The organism is Marinobacter koreensis (assembly GCF_023156285.1).
Taxonomy (GTDB): domain Bacteria; phylum Pseudomonadota; class Gammaproteobacteria; order Pseudomonadales; family Oleiphilaceae; genus Marinobacter; species Marinobacter koreensis.
This window is the reverse complement of the sequence record NZ_JAKZAJ010000001.1, coordinates 1,017,619-1,035,790: the sequence shown is the minus strand read 5'-3', so window position 1 is coordinate 1,035,790 and position 18,172 is coordinate 1,017,619. Positions and strand designations below refer to the sequence as shown.

General features: G+C 58.1%; 20 protein-coding genes and 3 tRNA genes. 6 read left to right on the top strand and 17 right to left on the bottom strand.

Annotation, left to right across the window (positions count from 1 at the left end; all coding sequences use genetic code 11):
- The first annotated feature begins 40 nt into the window (after window positions 1-40).
- The 3 genes from MLD04_RS05015 to MLD04_RS05005 all read left to right on the top strand — a co-directional run bounded on the left by MLD04_RS05015 (window position 41) and on the right by MLD04_RS05005 (window position 1,989).
- The gene (locus tag MLD04_RS05015) at window positions 41-1,000 is read left to right on the top strand and encodes a DMT family transporter (RefSeq protein WP_248155309.1); all 960 of its coding nucleotides are present in this window, start codon (window positions 41-43) and stop codon (window positions 998-1,000) included.
- A gap of 42 nt (window positions 1,001-1,042) precedes the next feature.
- Window positions 1,043-1,119, top strand: a tRNA-Val gene (locus tag MLD04_RS05010).
- Between the two features lie 87 nt (window positions 1,120-1,206).
- The gene (locus tag MLD04_RS05005; protein WP_248155307.1) at window positions 1,207-1,989 is read left to right on the top strand and encodes a crotonase/enoyl-CoA hydratase family protein; all 783 of its coding nucleotides are present in this window, start codon (window positions 1,207-1,209) and stop codon (window positions 1,987-1,989) included.
- Here MLD04_RS05005 and MLD04_RS05000 read toward each other — a convergent pair.
- Window positions 1,968-2,498 (bottom strand): lipocalin family protein, encoded by a 531-nt coding sequence (locus tag MLD04_RS05000; protein ID WP_248155305.1) that lies wholly within the window; start codon window positions 2,496-2,498, stop codon window positions 1,968-1,970. The genes MLD04_RS05005 and MLD04_RS05000 overlap by 22 nt on opposite strands.
- 127 nt (window positions 2,499-2,625) lie before the next feature.
- Here MLD04_RS05000 and MLD04_RS04995 point away from each other — a divergent pair, with 127 nt between their 5' ends.
- Complete coding sequence (locus tag MLD04_RS04995; RefSeq protein ID WP_248155303.1) at window positions 2,626-3,456, top strand: RluA family pseudouridine synthase; 831 nt, start codon at window positions 2,626-2,628, stop codon at window positions 3,454-3,456.
- A 68-nt stretch (window positions 3,457-3,524) separates the two neighbouring features.
- Here the strand turns inward: MLD04_RS04995 and MLD04_RS04990 are convergent, their stop codons facing one another.
- Genes MLD04_RS04990 through dapA form a run of 5 tightly spaced genes read right to left on the bottom strand, consistent with a single transcriptional unit; the run spans window position 3,525 to window position 8,085 of the window.
- Window positions 3,525-4,532 (bottom strand): NAD-dependent epimerase, encoded by a 1,008-nt coding sequence (locus MLD04_RS04990; protein ID WP_248155301.1) that lies wholly within the window; start codon window positions 4,530-4,532, stop codon window positions 3,525-3,527.
- Window positions 4,533-4,544: 12 nt separating this feature from the next.
- Window positions 4,545-5,282 carry a TIGR04219 family outer membrane beta-barrel protein gene (locus tag MLD04_RS04985; protein ID WP_248155299.1) on the bottom strand — a complete coding sequence of 246 codons (738 nt, stop codon included), beginning with the start codon at window positions 5,280-5,282 and terminating at the stop codon, window positions 4,545-4,547.
- Window positions 5,283-5,321: 39 nt separating this feature from the next.
- Complete coding sequence (gene purC, locus MLD04_RS04980; RefSeq protein WP_248155297.1) at window positions 5,322-6,035, bottom strand: phosphoribosylaminoimidazolesuccinocarboxamide synthase; 714 nt, start codon at window positions 6,033-6,035, stop codon at window positions 5,322-5,324.
- Between the two features lie 38 nt (window positions 6,036-6,073).
- Entirely contained in the window at window positions 6,074-7,171 is a 1,098-nt protein-coding gene (gene bamC, locus MLD04_RS04975; protein WP_248155295.1) for an NlpB/DapX family lipoprotein, read from the bottom strand.
- A 35-nt stretch (window positions 7,172-7,206) separates the two neighbouring features.
- Window positions 7,207-8,085, bottom strand: coding sequence for a 4-hydroxy-tetrahydrodipicolinate synthase (gene dapA, locus MLD04_RS04970; RefSeq protein WP_248155293.1), 879 nt, complete (start codon window positions 8,083-8,085; stop codon window positions 7,207-7,209).
- 74 nt (window positions 8,086-8,159) lie between these two features.
- Between dapA and MLD04_RS04965 the strand changes: the two genes are divergently transcribed.
- Window positions 8,160-8,627, top strand: coding sequence for a peroxiredoxin (locus tag MLD04_RS04965; protein WP_248155291.1), 468 nt, complete (start codon window positions 8,160-8,162; stop codon window positions 8,625-8,627).
- 7 nt (window positions 8,628-8,634) lie between these two features.
- Here MLD04_RS04965 and MLD04_RS04960 read toward each other — a convergent pair whose 3' ends face one another.
- A complete protein-coding gene (locus tag MLD04_RS04960) occupies window positions 8,635-9,714 on the bottom strand; it encodes an AI-2E family transporter (RefSeq protein ID WP_248155289.1) in 1,080 nt (359 codons plus the stop codon).
- Between the two features lie 16 nt (window positions 9,715-9,730).
- Complete coding sequence (locus MLD04_RS04955) at window positions 9,731-9,958, bottom strand: sulfurtransferase TusA family protein (protein WP_040886711.1); 228 nt, start codon at window positions 9,956-9,958, stop codon at window positions 9,731-9,733.
- A gap of 158 nt (window positions 9,959-10,116) precedes the next feature.
- Between MLD04_RS04955 and MLD04_RS04950 the strand changes: the two genes are divergently transcribed.
- On the top strand, window positions 10,117-11,595 hold the full coding sequence (locus MLD04_RS04950) for a M48 family metalloprotease (RefSeq protein ID WP_379883379.1): 1,479 nt from the start codon (window positions 10,117-10,119) through the stop codon (window positions 11,593-11,595).
- A gap of 23 nt (window positions 11,596-11,618) precedes the next feature.
- On the opposite strand, the gene nadA is transcribed toward MLD04_RS04950, so the two are convergent.
- The 9 genes from nadA to tolQ all read right to left on the bottom strand — a co-directional run bounded on the left by nadA (window position 11,619) and on the right by tolQ (window position 18,170).
- Window positions 11,619-12,680, bottom strand: coding sequence for a quinolinate synthase NadA (gene nadA / locus MLD04_RS04945; protein ID WP_248155287.1), 1,062 nt, complete (start codon window positions 12,678-12,680; stop codon window positions 11,619-11,621).
- Between the two features lie 192 nt (window positions 12,681-12,872).
- Window positions 12,873-12,948, bottom strand: a tRNA-Lys gene (locus tag MLD04_RS04940).
- Between the two features lie 90 nt (window positions 12,949-13,038).
- Window positions 13,039-13,114, bottom strand: a tRNA-Lys gene (locus MLD04_RS04935).
- 83 nt (window positions 13,115-13,197) lie between these two features.
- A complete protein-coding gene (gene ybgF, locus MLD04_RS04930) occupies window positions 13,198-13,971 on the bottom strand; it encodes a tol-pal system protein YbgF (RefSeq protein WP_248155284.1) in 774 nt (257 codons plus the stop codon).
- Window positions 13,972-14,000: 29 nt separating this feature from the next.
- Window positions 14,001-14,576 (bottom strand): peptidoglycan-associated lipoprotein Pal, encoded by a 576-nt coding sequence (pal, locus tag MLD04_RS04925; protein ID WP_248155282.1) that lies wholly within the window; start codon window positions 14,574-14,576, stop codon window positions 14,001-14,003.
- A gap of 51 nt (window positions 14,577-14,627) precedes the next feature.
- Complete coding sequence (tolB, locus tag MLD04_RS04920) at window positions 14,628-15,941, bottom strand: Tol-Pal system beta propeller repeat protein TolB (RefSeq protein WP_379883378.1); 1,314 nt, start codon at window positions 15,939-15,941, stop codon at window positions 14,628-14,630.
- Between the two features lie 16 nt (window positions 15,942-15,957).
- The gene (gene tolA / locus MLD04_RS04915; RefSeq protein ID WP_248155418.1) at window positions 15,958-16,917 is read right to left on the bottom strand and encodes a cell envelope integrity protein TolA; all 960 of its coding nucleotides are present in this window, start codon (window positions 16,915-16,917) and stop codon (window positions 15,958-15,960) included.
- 85 nt (window positions 16,918-17,002) lie between these two features.
- Window positions 17,003-17,449, bottom strand: a complete 447-nt coding sequence (gene tolR / locus MLD04_RS04910; RefSeq protein WP_248155280.1) for a protein TolR — start codon at window positions 17,447-17,449, stop codon at window positions 17,003-17,005.
- A 31-nt stretch (window positions 17,450-17,480) separates the two neighbouring features.
- Window positions 17,481-18,170: a protein TolQ gene (gene tolQ, locus MLD04_RS04905; protein ID WP_248155279.1), complete on the bottom strand. Its 690-nt coding sequence runs from the start codon at window positions 18,168-18,170 to the stop codon at window positions 17,481-17,483.
- Window positions 18,171-18,172 lie beyond the last annotated feature (2 nt).

Genomic DNA, 18,172 nt, shown 5'->3' with positions numbered 1-18,172 from the left:
TTGACCGGCTTTCTGTCCCGATCACCGGTTGCGAACCTCCATGCAAAACGCCCAGAAATCCGATCTGCTTCTCGTCGTTGTAACCCTGCTGGCTGCCGTCAGCTGGATATTTTCAAAAGAAGCGGTTCTGCTCATGCCTCCCCTGATGTTCATGGCCTTTCGCTTCCTCGCCGCCGGCCTGGTCCTGGCCATCGCGGCTCACCGATCCCTGAGACGCCTGAGCTTCGACCAGGTTCGCCGAAGCATCGGCGTGGGTCTGGTGTTCGGCATTGCCATGAGTTTCTGGATCATGGGCCTTATCAATATCAAGAGCATGGGCGAAGGTGCATTCCTGACCAGTCTTGGCGTGGTTATCGTGCCCATCATCGCCCGACTGGTGTTCGGCGAAGAGCAGCCTGCCAGTACCTGGCTCGCCATTCCCATCGCCATCGGCGGCCTTGCCCTGCTCTCCCTGAAAAACGGTTTCCAGCCGGAACCTGGTCAGATTTTCTTTGTCGTCGCCGCGTGTATTTTCGCCCTTTACTTCACCCTGAACACGCGAGCTGCGAACCAGCGAACCGTCGTGAACCGCAGGGGCGAAACCATCGAGAAGCACAAGGTTCCAGCCCTGCCCCTGACATCACTCGCTCTGATGACCGTTGGCCTGGTTACACTGATCGAATCGGCGTTGCTGGAACCCTGGGGCCCCACGTTGTCCAGTGCACCGGACATCCTCATCTGGTGGGTGGCTGCCAGCGCCCTGATTGGTACCGCGGGCCGTTTCTTCGTCCAGACCTACGCACAGAGCCTGTCGGCGCACAGCCATGGTGTCGTCATTATGGTGCTGGAACCGGTGTGGGTGGCCGTGTTCGCTGCGCTCTGGTTTGGTGAAGCCATGGCCCCGCTGCAGCTGGCTGGCTGCGGGCTGATTCTGGCCGCGCTGATCGTGAACCGCTGGAGTGCACTGAGCAAAGCCCTGAAGGAAGCGATGCGGAAAAGGAAATCTGCCGAAAACTGTTGACCACCCCATCAAAATCCGTATACTGCGTCCCCGTTGCAGGATAGGACCATAGCTCAGTTGGTTAGAGCGCTACCTTGACATGGTAGAGGTCCCCAGTTCGAATCTGGGTGGTCCTACCAATCCTGCCGACCCTCCCGATTTAATCCTTTGCGTGTTCTCCCTCGATTCGTATCCTTGTTGTACAAATACAACTGGGGGTTTTATCTGTGCCTGTCTCAAACGTTCGGACCGAAATCGCGGGCCCTGTCTGCACCATCATCCTGGACCGCCCTGAAAAGAAAAACGCCGTTGACCGCGCTACCGCCAAAGCCCTTCGGGAAGCATTTGAGCAATTCGAGTCCGATGAGACTCTACGGGTTGCGGTACTCTGGGGAGATCACGGGACATTCTGTTCCGGTGCCGATCTGACCGCGATGGCTGACCCGGATGCCCGCAATGAGATCGACCCCAGCGGCGATGGTCCGGGACCCATGGGCCCAACCCGCATGGAACTGACCAAACCGGTGATCGCAGCGGTCGCCGGTTATGCTGTTGCCGGCGGCCTTGAACTGGCCCTGTTCTGTGATTTGCGGGTAGCCGAGGAATCGGCCGTGTTCGGCGTGTTCTGTCGCCGTTGGGGCGTACCATTGATAGACGGGGGCACAGTGCGCCTGCCCAGGATTGTCGGCCAGTCTCACGCCCTGGACATGATCCTGACCGGGCGTCCGGTGTCTGCAGATGAGGCCTACAGAATCGGCCTAGCGAACCGAATCGTCCCTGATGGCCAGAGTCGGGAAGCGGCCGAAGCGCTCGCCAGGCTGATCGCCGGATTTCCTCAGCGGTGCCTGAAAGCCGATCTGGCCTCCGCCCGGCACCAATGGGATCTGTCGCAAGCCGATGCGCTGAAGGAGGAAGGCCGGAATGGATATCCGGTCGTTTTCGAAGAGGCGATCGCGGGCGCCGGGCGATTCGCCAGTGGCGCCGGACGTCACGGGCGGTTCGAGGATTGATCCACGACGATCAGCTCGTCCAGATCAAAGCCTGCCTCTCTCGCCCGGGATTTGAACCGCTCCATGGCCTTTTCACTGACTGTCGGAGTTCTCGAGAGGAACCACAGATAGTCGTGGTCGAAACCGCTCACGTAAGCATACGAGTAGTCGGATTTGTCCAGGCCAAACACCACATAGGATGAGTAAAACGGGCCGAAAAAGGATACCTTGAGGTGCGCCACACCGGGATCACCGGTAAAGACGGCTCGGCCTTCGGCCTCTTTCCATTCCCCGGAGTCCGCATCGTAGCCCCGGTTGATCACCTGAATACTGCCATCGGCGTTCATGGAATATTTGGCGGTGACCTGACTGAGGCCTTCCTCGAAGGAATGATCCAGCCGCGCAATTTCATACCAGGTTCCGAGGTATCGCTCCTGATCAAATCCGGTTACCGGCTGCACGCCGGCGGGGATTCCGGTACAGCCCCCCGTCAGCGAGAGAAACAACAACAGGGCAGCGAGTCGGTACATCGTATTGCTCCTTACCTTGGCATCATCACAACGCAATCTTACGTCAGATAAACGCCAGGAGTTTGCTCAGGTCGCTATCGGTTTGCTTTATACTGGCGCCCTTGAACCCATCAAACTGATACACCTGATGAGAACCACCACCGACATCACCGTTGAGCAACCACAAACCGCTGTCGACGCCCTGAGCATCGCCTCGGGCCTTCCCAAGCAGCGAATCAAGGACGCCATGACCAAAGGCGCCTGCTGGTGGACCCGCAAAGGCAAGCAGGTCCGCCTGCGCCGGGCAAAACAGGCGCTCTCGCCTGGTACTCGTGTGCAGCTGTTCTACGACAGCGCGGTATTATCCAGGAAACCGGAGCCGCCGGAATGCCTGGAGGACAGGGGACGCTATTCGGTATGGTTCAAACCCCATGGCTTGCTGTCACAGGGGTCCCAGTGGGGCGATCATTGCAGCCTGCTGCGCCTGGCCGAGATTCAGCTTGGAAAGCCCTGCTACCTGGTCCACCGCCTGGACGCCGATGCCGCCGGCTTGATGCTGATAGCCCATGATTCGAAAGCGGCAGGCGCCCTTTCCCAATGTTTTTCAGGCAGGACAATGACCAAAGTCTACCTGGCGACGGCGACCGGCGAATTCCAGGCCGATAATCAGCAGGTTGATTCACCGGTGGATGGAAAGCCCGCCCTCAGTCGCGTGACCAGCCTGGAAGGGCCGGCTCCCTCTCCCGGTACAACGCTAGTTAGGGTGGCCATTGAAACCGGCCGCAAACACCAGATCCGCCGTCATCTCGCATCGCTGGGACACCCGATTGTCGGCGACCGGCTCTACGGCACAGCCGCTGCAGTACCCCTGCAGTTGCTGGCGTGGCAGCTGGCGTTCACTTGCCCGCTCAGCCAACAACAGGTCCATTTTGAACTTCCGGAAAGGCTGATCACTCTGCTCCCAAGCGATTCTGAGTGACCAGAAACAGAAAAGGCCGACTCCATGGTCGGCCTTTTCGTCGAGTTCCGTATAAACGCGCCGGTTGACTACACTTTGTAGAAATCCCGATACCAATCCACGAACCTGGCAACGCCCTCCTCCACGGGAGTCTGGGGTTTGTACCCCACGTCCTGAATCAGGTCATCGACATTGGCGTAAGTGGCCGGGACATCGCCGGGCTGCATGGGCAGCAGGTTCTTCTGGGCTTTTTTACCGGTACGCTCTTCGATGATCTCGATAAAGCGGGACAGCTCGACGGGATTATTGCTCCCGATGTTGTAGAGGCGATAAGGAGCCTTGCTCGTGCCCGGGTCCGGCGCCTGTCCGCTCCAGTCGGGATTGGGCTCGGCAATGTGGTCCAGAGTGCGGACCACGCCTTCAACAATGTCATCGATGTAGGTGAAATCCCGCTTGTGATGACCGTGGTTGAACACGTCGATCGGTTCGCCCGCCAGAATCTTGCGGGTGAACAGGAACATCGCCATATCCGGACGCCCCCAGGGGCCGTACACCGTGAAAAACCTCAGCCCCGTGGTGGGCAGGTTGTACAGGTGACTGTAGGTGTGCGCCATCAGTTCGTTGGCCTTCTTTGAGGCCGCATACAGACTGAGTGGATGGTCCACGTTGTCGTGTACGGAGAATGGCATGGATTCGTTGGCGCCATAGACCGAACTGCTGGAGGCGTATACCAGGTGCTCAACGTTGTTGTGCCGACACCCCTCCAGAATGTTCATGAACCCGACCAGGTTGGCATCCACGTACGCGTTGGGGTTCTCAAGCGAATACCGAACACCCGCCTGGGCGGCCAGGTGAACCACCCTTTCCGGTTTATGATCCCGGAACACCGACTCCATGACCTCTCGGTCAGCCACATCCTGACGGATTTCAGTGAAACCGGCCTGGCTTTTCAGCCCGGCCAGACGCGCCTCTTTGAGACTGACGTCATAATAGTCATTGAGATTATCCACACCAATGACTTCGTCACCCCTCTCGAGGAGGCGGTTCGCCAGGTGAAAGCCGATAAAGCCGGCGGTTCCGGTAACCAGGATCTTCAACGTGTTCGCTCCCTAGAAAGACACACCAGCGCTGATAAACGGGCCATCGATCTTGAGGTCCAGGCGGTTGTCGCTGTCCTCATAATCAATCGCCATCTGACGATATCCTGCGCGCAGCTGCAGCATGGATACCGCGTACTGTCCGAAGACGTTGAAATCCCGGATGGAATCGCCGCTGTAGCCGATAAAATTACCTTCGCCACCGACGGAGACGCCGGTCAGCGGAAGATCAAACCGGGCCGCGACGTAGCCCATGGGAATCACGGCATCTACGCTGGTCTTGCTCACGGCCGTACTTCCAACCTGCTGAACCGTCAGATCACCGGAGAGATCCCGTGCGGTCAGACCCAGGTCCAGATTGACCCAGTTGTCGAGAACTTCGTAGTAGAACGTCAGGTCGAGTTGTTCAAGATCCAGGTCGGAATCAACCTTTGCACCGGAACTCACCACGATGTTGTCAAAATTGGCGCCCAACTGCCCACGACCGCTCTGCTTGATCAGCGTGTAATTCAGTCGGAGGTTTGGCAGCACCGGGACCGGGTGCTCAAGGTAAAGCGTGGCGTTGGTCGTCGAATCGCTATCCAGGTTCAGGTCGTTATCAACATTGACCGCATCCCCCTTATTCACCGCTTTGCCGGACAGGCTGGAATCCCAGTAGCTTACCGAAGCGCCGAGGCCGACCACGTCGGCCTGAGCCAGCGGGGCCGCCATAACCAGCGCACCGCCCATTGCCATCATCGTTTTACGCATAGAACACCCGTTACGTTATCTGTTTTGTATGTGGGCTTATCAGTCGAACTGAATGCCGAGCCGGCGACCGACTTCCTCGTAGGTTTCGATCACTTCTCCCAGTCCCTGGCGAAAACGATCCTTGTCCATTTTCTTCCGGGTTTCCTTGTCCCAGATACGACAGCCATCCGGGCTGAATTCATCACCGAGAACAATCTGACCGTCGCTGCGGCCGAATTCCAGCTTGTAATCCACCAGCAGCATGCCGGCATCGTCGAACAGCTTCTTGAGGACATCGTTCACCTGATAGGTGAGTTCCTTCATGCGCGCAAGTTCCTCAGCGCTGGCCCAGCCAAAGCTCACAGCGAGAGAATCGTTCACCATGGGATCGTGCAGTTCGTCGTTCTTCAGGAACAATTCAAAGGTAGGCGGATTGAGTTCCTTGCCCTCTTCAACGCCCAGTCGGCGGCAGAGGCTGCCTGCGGAGATGTTACGAACCACGCACTCCACCGGAATCATATCGAGTTTCTTGACCAGGGATTCGGTATCGGACAGCAGGCCCTCAAAGTGAGTCGGCACACCGGCGGCCTCCAGCTTTCCCATGATGAACGCGTTGAACTTGTTGTTCACCATGCCCTTGCGGTTCAGTTGCTCTTTCTTCTGGCCATCAAACGCCGACGTATCGTCCCGGAACACCATGACGAACCGGTTCGGATCGTCGGTGCGATAGACGGATTTGGCCTTGCCTGCGTAGAGTTCTTCGCGCTTTTCCATTGATGTCTCCGAAACGGGGGCGCCCACACGCCCTCCGATCAATATAGGGAATCGAACAGTTTGCTCAGCAGATCCGCTGCCGAATGCTCACCGGTGTAGTCCGGACGTTTGGTCGCCGTGACCATGACACCATCATCCTGCCTGCGGAGCTGCACCGTGTGCGTATGCACAGGCTTTTCCTTGTCGGTGAACCAGGAGAACCAGCCGGGGTCCTTCTCGTCCGCGGTCCTGAAATCGACGTAGAACCAGCCTTCGCTGCGGTTCAGGTCGACAATGGCCATGTCAGAGGCCTCCAGTGCCCGCTTGACCTCTGCCCAGGACCGACCGTAATCCAGGCTCACACGGATAGCCTTGGGATCGTCGTTCTCGGTGACCAGCTTGACCAGTGGCTCACTCGACATTCCGGAGGCAGCGCGGGAGAAGGATTTGCTTTCCTCACGCCCTTTCAGGAAATCGCCCAGATCCGAAAGCAGCTTTTTCTCGAACGCCAGATCCTCTGCTGAAGGCTGAACCGTGTCCGGCCAGGCCTGCAGGCCATCCGGGCGATCGTCCATCTGCAGGCGCCGGATCTGAATCTCGGTGGTCTTCCGACGCACACCCGGAGCCATTTTCAGCTGGATAACCGTCATCGGCTCCTGTCGGGAAGGCGATTCGGAGAGGCCCGTGATCTCCCGGGCCCGTTTGCTGAAATTGGCCAGCTCACTCTGCATCAGCCCCAGTTTGGGGCTGTCCTCAGCAACACCGAGGCCCCGCTCATTCATGTAGGCAACAGCCTGAGGCCACAGACGACCGGGTACGTCGTTGACCAACAGCCAGGTCTGGCCGTCGAGCTCTTCGATGACGTAGTTTTCGTCCAGAATCTCGGACGTCATATCCGGGGGATTGGGAATAGCCGAGGGATACAGTTTTCCGGATTCGGCGGTATTGATTTCGCGTATTGGCATCACCTGATGCAGACGGGAGCCATCGGCCCCCTCCGGCAACTGAAGCGGTGAACCTTCCGGGGCATCCACATAACGCTCGGAGCGGTCTTCCAGAAGACTGCATCCGGAGACTGCTGTCAGCAACAGCAGTCCCGATGCCAGGGCGATCGATTTGTACAGACGGACAGGACGGGTTCCAGAAAGAACCTGCATTCGGCTACTCCGGTTCAGAAACGGGATCGACAACCTCAGAGCACACCCGAGGCTTTCAGGGCTTCTTCCACCTCGGCGTGGAATTTTTCACTCAGTGGCGTCAGGGGAAGGCGAATGCCCTCGCTGATGAGCCCCATTCGATGCAACGCCCATTTCACCGGAATCGGATTGGCTTCGAGGAACAGCTTGCGGTTCAGCGGCATCAGCAGCTCGTTGAGACGCTCAGTCTCTTCCCGGTTGCCGGCAACTGCAGCTTCGCACAGCTGGGCCATGGACTTGGGCGCCACATTGGCGGTCACCGAAACGTTACCCTTGGCGCCGGCGAGCATCAGTTCCGCTGCCGTGGCATCGTCCCCGGAGTACACAGCAAGCCGACCATCGAGTGCTTCGATCAGTTCTGCACCGCGGGGAATGTTGCCCGTGGCGTCCTTGATGCCCACAATATTCGGAATATCGGCGAGCCGGAGTACTGTCTCGTTGAGCATGTCGCAAGCTGTCCGACCGGGGACGTTATACAGCATCTGGTTCATGCCGGGCACGGCCTCGGCAATGGCCTTGAAGTGCTGGTAAAGGCCTTCCTGAGTCGGCTTGTTGTAGTACGGTACCACCAGCAGACAGGCGTCTGCCCCGAGCTTATGGGCTTCGGTGGTGAGTTCGATCGCTTCGCGGGTGCTGTTGCCGCCCGTCCCGGCGATCACAGGAATGCGACCGTCCACGCGTTTTATGATACGGCCGATGGTCTCGCAGTGCTCTTCCGGGTCCAGGGTTGCGGACTCACCGGTAGTGCCCACGGCGACAATGCCGTGCGTGCCGTTTTCAATATGAAAGTCCACCAGCCGATCCAGCTCTTCCCAGTGGATATCGCCATTGGGGTGCATGGGCGTGACCAGTGCGACAAGGCTACCCGTAATCATAAACACTCCGTCCGAATAAAACCGATATGGTAATGTTGGGCTCGAACTGACACAAGGGAATTAAAGGAGATGTCATGTCATCCGTCGAATTGAACAAAGCCGTTCCGGACTTTGAAGCTGCAGCCACCGGAGATCAACAGGTTCGCCTGGCCGACCTCCGTGGCAAGAATGTTGTCATCTACTTCTATCCGAAGGACAACACGCCCGGTTGCACTACCGAAGGTCAGGAATTCCGGGACAGAATGAAAGACTTCGTGGAACTGGACACGGAAATTTTCGGCGTATCCCGGGATGGACTGAAGGCTCACGAGAATTTTCGCGCCAAACACGAATTCCCGTTTCACCTGATTTCCGACAAGGACGAGGATCTGTGCAAGCTGTTTGACGTCATCAAACTCAAAAAGCTTTATGGCAAGGAACATCTGGGCATCGAACGCAGCACCTTCCTGATCGACAAGGAAGGCGTGCTGCGCAAGGAATGGCGTGGAGTCAAGGTCAAGGGCCACGCCGACGAAGTACTGGAGGCAGTCAAGGCCCTCTGAGGCTGACTCAGGAGACTTCCTGGGCCGGTGGAGGCGGCGTTTCCTTCACCGGCCAAGCGGAGAAGACGGCCTTGAGCAGCGTTGCCAGCGGGATGGCAAAAAAGACACCCCAGAGCCCCCAGATCCCGCCGAAGAACAGCACCGCGATAATGATCGCCACCGGATGCAGATTATTCACCTCGGAGAACAGCAGAGGCACGAGGACATTACCGTCCAGGCCCTGAATGATTCCGTACACCACCATCACCCAGATGAAGTGGGTTCCCCAGCCAAAGGCAAAAAGGCCGATCATGGCCACGGGAATGGTGACGACGGCAGCGCCAATGTAGGGAATAACCACGCTTAGGCCGACCAGTAGGGAGAGCAATGCCGCATAGGGCATGCCGAGGAACTTGAAGGCTATGTAGGTCGCCCCGCCCACGATCAGGATCTCCAGCGCCTTACCACGGACATAGTTGGCGCACTGAAGGTTGACCTCACGCCAGATTTTCAACATCAATGGGCGTTGGGGCGGCAGCAGCTTGGCAATGGAGCCGAGTAGCAGGGTCTTATCCTTCAGGAAGAAGAACACCATGATGGGCACCAGGACCACATAGATCAGCAGCGCCACAAGATCCGGAATGCTGGACAGGGAAAACGACACCAGCCACTGGGTCATGTTGCCCACTTCGGTGGAAACCTGCCGGTAGACGCTATCAACCGCTTCCGCGGAAATCAGCTGTGGGTACTGATCCGGCAACAGCTCCAGGTAGGATTGGGTTTCGCGGATGATTCGCGGGGCCTCGCCGGCCAGATTGGTGACCTGGGTCCAGACAAGCGGGAGAAGGCCGAACAGAAAGCCCACCAGCACGCCGAGAAACACGAGGAACACACCGATAATGGAGACGGTTTCGGGCACACCCAGCCGATTCAGCTTGGTGACCAACCCCTGAAGGATAAACGCAACGATCAGCGACGCAATCGCCGGGGCCAGCATGGCGCCGAAAAGAATGACAAAGACGGTGCCGGTGACCAGTATCAGGGAAAGAATGACGGCTTCGTCATCTGAAAAGTATTTGTGTGCGAGACCGCGTAGAATTCTTACCATTGACGTCTCCAGTGGATTAGCCGCCGCACTGTATCACAAACCGGTACTCGCCATCGGCTTCGGTGCTGCTGACAAGCGTGTGGCTGGATAACGCCAGAAATGCCGGGATATCCCGGGCCGAGCCGGCATCAGTGGCGATGACTTCCAGCCGGTCTCCCGGAGCCATGCCATTGAGTTCAAGTTTGGTTTTCAACAAAGGCATCGGACAACGCAGTCCCGATGCATCCAGGGTTCGTTCAGCCATGAGCAGGGGGTACCATCGCAATTGGCAAATTTGACAGACGGGCATTATGCCGTGACATCGTTCGCTTTGCACCTCGGCTCAGAGACTCCCACCCAGAGAACTTTTAGTGGTAAAACAGGGTCCAAGCGTCAACGGCAATCAGAGGCAGACCGTATTACATGAGACACATCGTTGGCCGAACGCGGTTTGGCAGGTCACTCTTCAAAGGCACCGCCCTGGTCCTCGGACTGTTCATGGCAGGCACTCCGGCGCTGGCCCAGGAAACGGACCTGCCGAGCATCGGAGGTGCCGGTGGCGGTCTATTATCCGGGCAGCAGGAAGCCGACATCGGCCGACAGGTGCTGGTATCGATCCGCCGCTCTGCCCCACGCATCAATGACCCGCTGGTGTTCGATTATCTGAACGCGATTCTCTACCGCCTCGTTCCGTCCGCGCCGCTGCAGAACCGCGATCTCACCCTCGCGCTGATCGACAGCCCTCAGATAAACGCCTTTGCGGTGCCCGGTGGTATCGTTGGCGTCAACGGCGGGCTGTTCCTGAATGCGGTGACTGAGCAGCAGTTCGCCTCTGTGCTGGCACACGAGCTGGCGCACCTGAGCCAGCGCCATTTTGCTCGAAGAATGGAGCAGCAGGAAACCAGCGCGCCACTGACCATCGCCGGCATGATCGCCGGAATCGTGCTGTCTGCCGTGACCCAGTCCGATGTCGGCTTGGCCGCCATCGCCGGTACCCAGGCCCTGTCAGCGCAGAACATGCTTGCCTATAGCCGGGCCAACGAGAAAGAGGCGGACCGGATCGGCATGGACATCCTGGCATCGGCCGGCATGGATCCCCGCGGCATGCCCCAGATGTTTGAAATCATGATGAAGCAGAATCGTCTTCAGGGAAATCAGGTGCCGGAATACCTCTCCACTCACCCACTGACACAGAATCGTGTGGCGGACACCCGTAACCGGGCTGAACAGTATCCTGACCTGGATGTGAAAGAGGGGCAGGAATATCACCTGATGCGAAGTCGTATGCAGGTGCACTACGCCTCTTCCCCCGAAGTTGCGGTGGAAACATTCAAGGCCTATCTGGATCATCCTGAAGCCCGGAAATATCACGCTATCCGTTACGGCCTGGCTGTCGCCTACCAGGCCAACAATCAGCCGGAAAAGGCCGAGGCCATCTTGCGGGATCTGCTCGACAAGAACCCGGGGCGCATCACCTTTCAGGTGTCTCTTGCGCAGGTCCTGAACGATGAAGGGAAACACGACCAGGCCAGAGCGCTGCTCAAGGAGGCGCTGTTCCGGAATCCGGGAAACTACCCTATCTCCGTCACCCTGGCCAACACCGACATTGCGGCAGACAACGGTGCCGCAGCCGCAGATTTACTGAAGGAGCTCACCAGACGATTCCCGCAACAGGAGCAGATCTGGCTGCGACTCGCAGAAGCAGAGGGAATGGCCAGAAACATTGTGGGCGTCCACAGGGCGAGGGCCGAATACGACGCTCTGATGGGCGATCTTGAGAGCGCCCAGCGGCAACTCCGCCAGGCGCAGGAGAAGCTTCCGGCGGGATCACCCCAGCGTCAGGCGGTCACAGAAAGACTGGCGGAAATCTCCCGCCAGCTGCACTCGGATAGCCAAAGCTGACGAGAGTGGACTGAAAGGCCGTATCAGGCGTTTCCTGCCGCCTTCAGATTCATGTTGGCGGTGAAGTCCAGCATTCGCTGAAGAGGCTTGAGGGCTCGCTCACGCAGGGCGGCGTCGACCTGAACCTCGTCCCTGCCCGTCTCGATGGCCTGAAGCAGGTTTTCAAGGCCGTTCATCGCCATCCACGGACAATGGGCACAGCTTCGACAGGTTGCGCCATTGCCTGCAGTTGGTGCCTCGATCAGCGTCTTGTTGGGGGCCAGCTGCTGCATCTTGTAGAAGATGCCGTTATCCGTGGCCACGATAAACTCCTGATTGGGCAAGGTCTGGACCGCGTGAATCAGCTGGGAAGTCGAGCCCACCACATCGGCCATTTCCACGACCGCATCCGGAGATTCCGGATGCACCAGAATGGCCGCATCCGGGTACAGGGCCTTGAGATCCTCCAGGCCACGGTATTTGAATTCCTCGTGAACGATACAGGAGCCATCCCAGAGCAACATATCCGCACCGGTCGTCTTCTGGACGTAATGGCCCAGGTGCTTGTCCGGTGCCCAGAGTATTTTCTCACCCCGGGCATCCAGATCCTCAACGATGGCCTGGGCACAGCTTGAGGTAACGACCCAGTCTGCCCGCGCCTTGACCGCAGCAGAGGTGTTGGCATACACCACCACAGTCCGGTCCGGGTGCTCATCGCAAAAAGCCGCGAACTCATCTGCCGGACAGCCGACATCAAGGGAACAGGTCGCCTCGAGCGTGGGCATGAGGACGCGCTTTTCAGGATTGAGGATCTTGGCCGTCTCTCCCATGAAGCGGACACCGGCCACCACAACCGTAGAGGCGGGATGCTGATTGCCAAAGCGGGCCATCTCCAGAGAGTCGGCGACGCAGCCACCGGTCTCTTCCGCAAGGCGCTGGATATCCGGATCCGTGTAGTAGTGAGCGACGAGCACGGCATCCCTGGCCTCAAGTGCTGCTTTGATCCGGGATTCAAGCTCTGCCTTCTCACCGGCACTCAGAGCCTTGGGCTCCGCCTCGTGGGCAAGGTGCTCATGAACAAGGATACGGTCTTCAGCTCGTGTCATTCCTGTATCTCTGCGTTGGGTTAGTCCCCGAAGTATATCACTTCAGTCAACGTTTTCATGGATTTGCAATCGCAACGTCACAACACGGTGTTACGAGAAAACGTCCATCACAATGCATAGGTTTGGGGCGGACAGGCAAAAAAAAAGAGCCCGTAGGCTCTTTTTTTCAGGACAACGAACGTCCTGACAGTTTGGTGGGTCGTGAAGGATTCGAACCTTCGACCAATTGGTTAAAAGCCAACTGCTCTACCAACTGAGCTAACGACCCATGACTGTTTTTCAGGAGTGCTTTTGCCCGATGGCGTTAACGCTTCCTGAATGGTTACTGTCTTCGCTCAAAAAGGCAGTAGCCGGAATCTGGTGGGTCGTGAAGGATTCGAACCTTCGACCAATTGGTTAAAAGCCAACTGCTCTACCAACTGAGCTAACGACCCAAGCGAGGCGCATATAGTACTGATATTTTTTCCGTGATCAACCCCTTTTCTGGGGATTCATCGGATTTTTTTCTCCCGCCGTTTTAACCGCTTGCAGAGGACAGGAACTTCCGGGCGAGATCGGCAGCACTGCTCTTGGGATAATTATCAATGACGCTTTGCATGCGGCGCTTGGCGGCTTCGGAATCTCCCATCCGATCCAGCGTCACTCCCAGCTTGTAGACCGCGTCCGGCGCCTTCCGATGATCCGGATACCGGGTGGCAACAATGGTGAACGCCTGTTTGGCCTGCTCGAGCTGAGGCTTCACCAGATACACCTCACCGAGCCAGTAATAGGCGTTAACCGTCAGATCACCCTCGGGGTACTTGTCGATGAACTCGTACAACCGGTTGATCGCCTGATCGTACTTCTTCTGGTTCCGGATGAGGTCCAGAATTTCGTTGTAGGCTTTCTGTTCCTCATCGCCTGGCTGGCGATACTCACGGGTTTCAATCGCCCCGCTACTACCTTCGGCTTCCGCCGATGCACCAGTGGCAGCAGGCTGCGATGCGCTTTCCGTCTTTTTGGAAAGGTCCAGAATGCGCTGATCCAGGTCGATGTAACGATCCCGACCCTGCTTCTGGAGGCGTTCGATCAGGTGCTGTTGTTCCTCAACCTTGCCCTGCAACCGGCGGACGTCGTCCTGCAGTTGCTGAATCATATAGAACAGCTCGGCCGAGGCCTGGTTGTTCGACGCCTTTCGCTGGGCTTCGGAGGCGTTGGTCTGGAACGCCGGGGTCGAGGACTGCGCCAGAGCCGGTGTCGCTTGCCAGACGGCAAGCGACATCAGCAGAGGCGCCATGAGTCGGTTTCTCATGGGCACACCTGATGTTGGGTCAGAAGGTCTTATTTGAATACCAGTTCAACCCGACGGTTCTGGGCCCAGGCACTTTCATTGGAACCCATGACCGCCGGCTTTTCCTCACCATAGCTTACGGTTTCAATCTGGCCACGTGAAGCGCCGTTCACGATCAGGAAGCGCTTGACGGCATTGGCACGACGCTCGCCCAGAGCCAGGTTGTACTCCTTGGTGCCACGCTCATCAGCATGACCTTCCAGGCGCACGTCCTGCTGCGGGTGCGACGCCAGGTACTTGGCATGAGCAACCAGCACTTCACGTGCCTCGGGCTTGATTTCGGAAGTATCAAAATCGAAGTAGAAGGTGGTGATTTCACGCAGGGCCGCCTGCTTGGCCTGCTCTTCCGCTGCCTGCTTCTCTTCATCGGTCAGGCCGGAAGAAGAAACGCCGCCCTCATCGCCACCACCATAGACGGTGGAACCACCTTCCTGGTCGATAGCCGAAACGTCGGATCCGGTGCCGGCTCCACCCTCGTCCATGGTTTCGCCCGTGGTGCTACAACCGGCAAACAGCCCTACAGACAGAAGCAGTGCGAGCGCCTTGGTTTGTGTCGAAAGATTCATGGTCATTTCCTTTACGTTGGTTTGGGATAAAACGGTCATGCCTGAGGCCCATCAGTTCACGATGGGTCCCCAGGCCGGTTCACGAACATCGCCCTCGGAGGCCGGCAGACTGTATGCCGCGCCGCCATCGGCAGAGATAACAGTCAACACACTATTGTCTCCCTGCTTGGTCGCATAGATCAGCATCCGACCGTTGGGCGAAATGCTTGGTGACTCATCAGACGACGTACGGGTCAGAATGGTTTCCTCCCCGGTTTTCAGGTTTGTACGTGCGATATGAAAGGCGCTGTTCCGCTGGTGCACGTAGTACACGAATCGCCCCTCATTGTCCGGCCTGGGCCGGGCATTGTAACGGCTGCCAAAGGTAATCCGGCGGGGTTCGGCGTCGAGGCTGTCCATGTGATAGATCTGGGGGCCACCGGAACGGTCAGATGTAAAGAAAATACCCTGACCGGTATGGTCGTACACAGCCTCGGTATCAATCGCCCAGTGGTCGGTCAGCTTGGTCAGCTTCCCGCTTGCCAGGTCCATCCGATAGATTTCGGCGTTGCCGTCCTTGGACAGCGTCATCAGCAACGAGCGCCCGTCATCGGACCAGGCCGGGGCAGAGTTCAGCCCCGGAAAATCCGCCACTTTGGTTCGTTTTCCGGTTGCCAGCTCATGAACAAAAATCACCGGCTTGCCGGTCTCGAAAGAGACATAGGCGAGCTTCTTGCCATCCGGGGACCAGGCCGGCGACAGAATCGGCTCCTGGCTCTCCAGGCGGATACGGGCACGTTTGCCGTCCACGTCACTGACCTGCAGGCGGTAACGGGGCTTGCCCTTGAAGGTATCACGGGTGATGTAGGCGAGCCGGGTCGAAAACGCCCCTTTCACGCCCGTGATCGCCTCATACACCTTGTCGCTGATGTGATGGCCCAGTGTCCTCAGGCTGTTGACGGACGCGCTCGCGGTTTCACCCAGAATCCGCTCCTGTCGATTCACATCAAACAATTCATAACGGGCGGATACGCGGTCCGCACTGCGCTTCAGCTCCCCCACCAGAACATACCGCTGACCCAGCATGCGCCAGTCCCGGAAGTACACATCCTCCCTTCTGGACGGAAGGCTCAACATTTTTTCCGGCGGCAGCGGGCGGAACTCGCCGCTCATGGTGAGATCGTCCTGCACGATACGACTGACCTTGTCCCCGGCAGGCATGGTGCCGCTCTCCGAGAAAGGCACGACGGCAATGGGGATGGCCGAATCGGCCCCCTCTGTGATTCGGATCAGCAATTCCGCATGGGCACTGTTCACCAGCGCCGTCATGGCAATCACGACCGCCAGAAAGACGTGTCGGGACAGGGTCCGGGTCCGCTGTGTCATGATAGTTCCTGCTTCCTCATCTCAACCTTCGGGGGTTGAATTCGATTGTGAACTGTCTGAAATACCGTTCAAATGTGTCACGGTCATCCGGAATGGGATACCGGTTCAAGGATCGCACGGCACTCAGCGCAGAGTTATCAAACGCTGTGTTGCCGCTACTACTCACCAGCTTAACGCTCGCAAGCTCACCGGTGGGCAACAAGGTGATCTGAAGTCTGGCGGTCATTTCCTCGGTTGCCGAAGAAGGTGGATACCAGGCCTGACTCAGCCGCTCACGGATCAACGCCTGATATTTCTCGCTCTCCGACAACATCTGGGCTTCACGTGCCTTGGCCGCAGCCGCCTGCTGCTGCTTCAGAGCCTCCGCTTCTTTTGCCTTGCGGGCCTCGTCAGCGAGCGCCTCCAATTGCTGCTCCCTCAGGCGACGTTCCGCTTCCAGCCGTTTCTGCTCAGCTGCCTTGCGGGCTTCTTCCTCCCGCTTTTTGCGCTCCGCCTCTTCTTTCTTACGCTGCGCCTCCAGGCGTCGCTTCTCTTCTTCCGCCTTACGCCTGGCCTCTTCCTGACGCTTCCGCTCTTCTTCGGCCTTGGCCTCGGCCCGGGCTTTCGCCTCTGCCTCGGCTTTCTGCCGGGCTGCTTCTTTAGCTTTTGCCGCTTTCTCGCGGGCCAGAGCTTCCTGTTTTTTGCGCTCGGCTTCAGCCTCCTTGCGAGCTTGCTCTTCCCGAGCCTTCTGCTCGGCGATCTTTCGCGCTTCTTCCTGCTTGCGCGCCTGATCAGCCTGCTTCCGCTTTTCTTCCTCAAGGCGCTTTTGCTTTTCACGGTCAGCCTGATCCTGCGGTTCCACCACCGGACTGGGCTCGGGCTGCGGTGAAATCAGACGCGCCGATATACTCCGGGGGGGCGGCTCCGGAGGCGTATCCATCCAGGACCAGCCGACAATTGCGATCACGATGATCACCAGATGCAGGACCACCGACATCACAACGGGCGACTTCCAGGGCGGCGTACCGGTACTGCTTACTCTTGGTTCCCGATTCGTCACAACAGCCTCACCCGCGTCACACTCATTTCTTGTCCGACGGCGTTTCGGTGATCAGGCCAATGCTGGCAGCACCGGCGTTCTGAAGCTCCGCCATCAACCGCACGACCATTCCATATTCGACGTGCTCATCACCACGAACCAGAATCTCACTCTTGCTTCGTTGGGAGAGAATCTTGGACACCTGCTGGCGCAGTTCCGGCAACCCCATCGGGTCGCTGGTTTTGTCACCGACATCCAGATAATAGGCTCCGTTGGAATCCACCGACACGACGATGGACTCCACATCCTTTTCTGGCTGGATCGGATGAGACGTGGTCTCCGGCAGATCCACTTTAACGCCCTGTGTCAGCATGGGCGCGGTGACCATAAAAATCACCAACAGCACCAACATGACGTCGATGTACGGGACGACATTGATTTCTGACATCGGCTTGCGCCGATGCTGCGGCATCATTCCCATGCCTTTCATGATCGCAGACTCCCTCGATGATCAACGAGCATCACGCAGCGCCCTGCTCGCTGCTGTGCACCCGACGATGCAGGATGCTGGAAAACTCCTCCGCAAAGGTTTCATAGTTTTTCAGAAGCGCGTCGGATTTGGCAGCAAAACGGTTGTAGGCAATGACCGCCGGGATCGCAGCAAACAGACCCATTGCGGTCGCGATCAACGCCTCGGAAATACCCGGCGCCACCGTGGCGAGCGTCGCCTGCTGGACCTGGGCCAGGCCCATGAAGGAGTTCATGATGCCCCAGACTGTTCCGAACAGACCGACATACGGGCTGGTGGAACCCACTGTGGCCAGGAAAGGCAAGTGCATTTCGAGCCGCTCCTGCTCCCGGGAAAACGCCACCCTCATGGCTCGCTGGGTACCGTCCATCACCGCATCGGCGTCCCGGCTCTGCTGCCGCAGCCGCGAGAATTCCTTGAAACCTGCCCGGAATACCGATTCCAGACCGGAAAACGGCGTCGGCTCGGCATTGACCTCCCGGTAAAGTTGCCCCAGATCCATGCCGGACCAGAAACGCTCTTCAAACGCCAATTGGGCCTGGCGCGCTTTCTTGAAGACCTTCAGGCGCTGGAAAATCAGGGCCCAGGAAATGACCGAGGCCGAGAGCAGCAACAGCATCACCAGCTGAACCAGTGCACCGGCGTTTGTAACGAGACTCCAGACTGTTACTTCTGAATCCACCT

Coding starts and splice junctions, on each gene's coding strand:
- tolA (WP_248155418.1), bottom strand. CDS start 16,917: ATGTCGGTGGTCCTGCATCTGGTGATCATCGTGATCGCAATTGTCGGC.
- MLD04_RS05015 (WP_248155309.1), top strand. CDS start 41: ATGCAAAACGCCCAGAAATCCGATCTGCTTCTCGTCGTTGTAACCCTG.
- MLD04_RS04985 (WP_248155299.1), bottom strand. CDS start 5,282: ATGCGTAAAACGATGATGGCAATGGGCGGTGCGCTGGTTATGGCGGCC.
- MLD04_RS04950 (WP_379883379.1), top strand. CDS start 10,117: ATGAGACACATCGTTGGCCGAACGCGGTTTGGCAGGTCACTCTTCAAA.
- MLD04_RS04965 (WP_248155291.1), top strand. CDS start 8,160: ATGTCATCCGTCGAATTGAACAAAGCCGTTCCGGACTTTGAAGCTGCA.
- purC (WP_248155297.1), bottom strand. CDS start 6,035: ATGGAAAAGCGCGAAGAACTCTACGCAGGCAAGGCCAAATCCGTCTAT.
- MLD04_RS04955 (WP_040886711.1), bottom strand. CDS start 9,958: ATGGCTGAACGAACCCTGGATGCATCGGGACTGCGTTGTCCGATGCCT.
- ybgF (WP_248155284.1), bottom strand. CDS start 13,971: ATGAGAAACCGACTCATGGCGCCTCTGCTGATGTCGCTTGCCGTCTGG.
- bamC (WP_248155295.1), bottom strand. CDS start 7,171: ATGCAGGTTCTTTCTGGAACCCGTCCTGTCCGTCTGTACAAATCGATC.
- tolR (WP_248155280.1), bottom strand. CDS start 17,449: ATGAAAGGCATGGGAATGATGCCGCAGCATCGGCGCAAGCCGATGTCA.
- MLD04_RS04995 (WP_248155303.1), top strand. CDS start 2,626: ATGAGAACCACCACCGACATCACCGTTGAGCAACCACAAACCGCTGTC.
- pal (WP_248155282.1), bottom strand. CDS start 14,576: ATGAATCTTTCGACACAAACCAAGGCGCTCGCACTGCTTCTGTCTGTA.
- tolB (WP_379883378.1), bottom strand. CDS start 15,941: ATGACACAGCGGACCCGGACCCTGTCCCGACACGTCTTTCTGGCGGTC.
- MLD04_RS05000 (WP_248155305.1), bottom strand. CDS start 2,498: ATGTACCGACTCGCTGCCCTGTTGTTGTTTCTCTCGCTGACGGGGGGC.
- dapA (WP_248155293.1), bottom strand. CDS start 8,085: ATGATTACGGGTAGCCTTGTCGCACTGGTCACGCCCATGCACCCCAAT.
- nadA (WP_248155287.1), bottom strand. CDS start 12,680: ATGACACGAGCTGAAGACCGTATCCTTGTTCATGAGCACCTTGCCCAC.
- MLD04_RS04960 (WP_248155289.1), bottom strand. CDS start 9,714: ATGGTAAGAATTCTACGCGGTCTCGCACACAAATACTTTTCAGATGAC.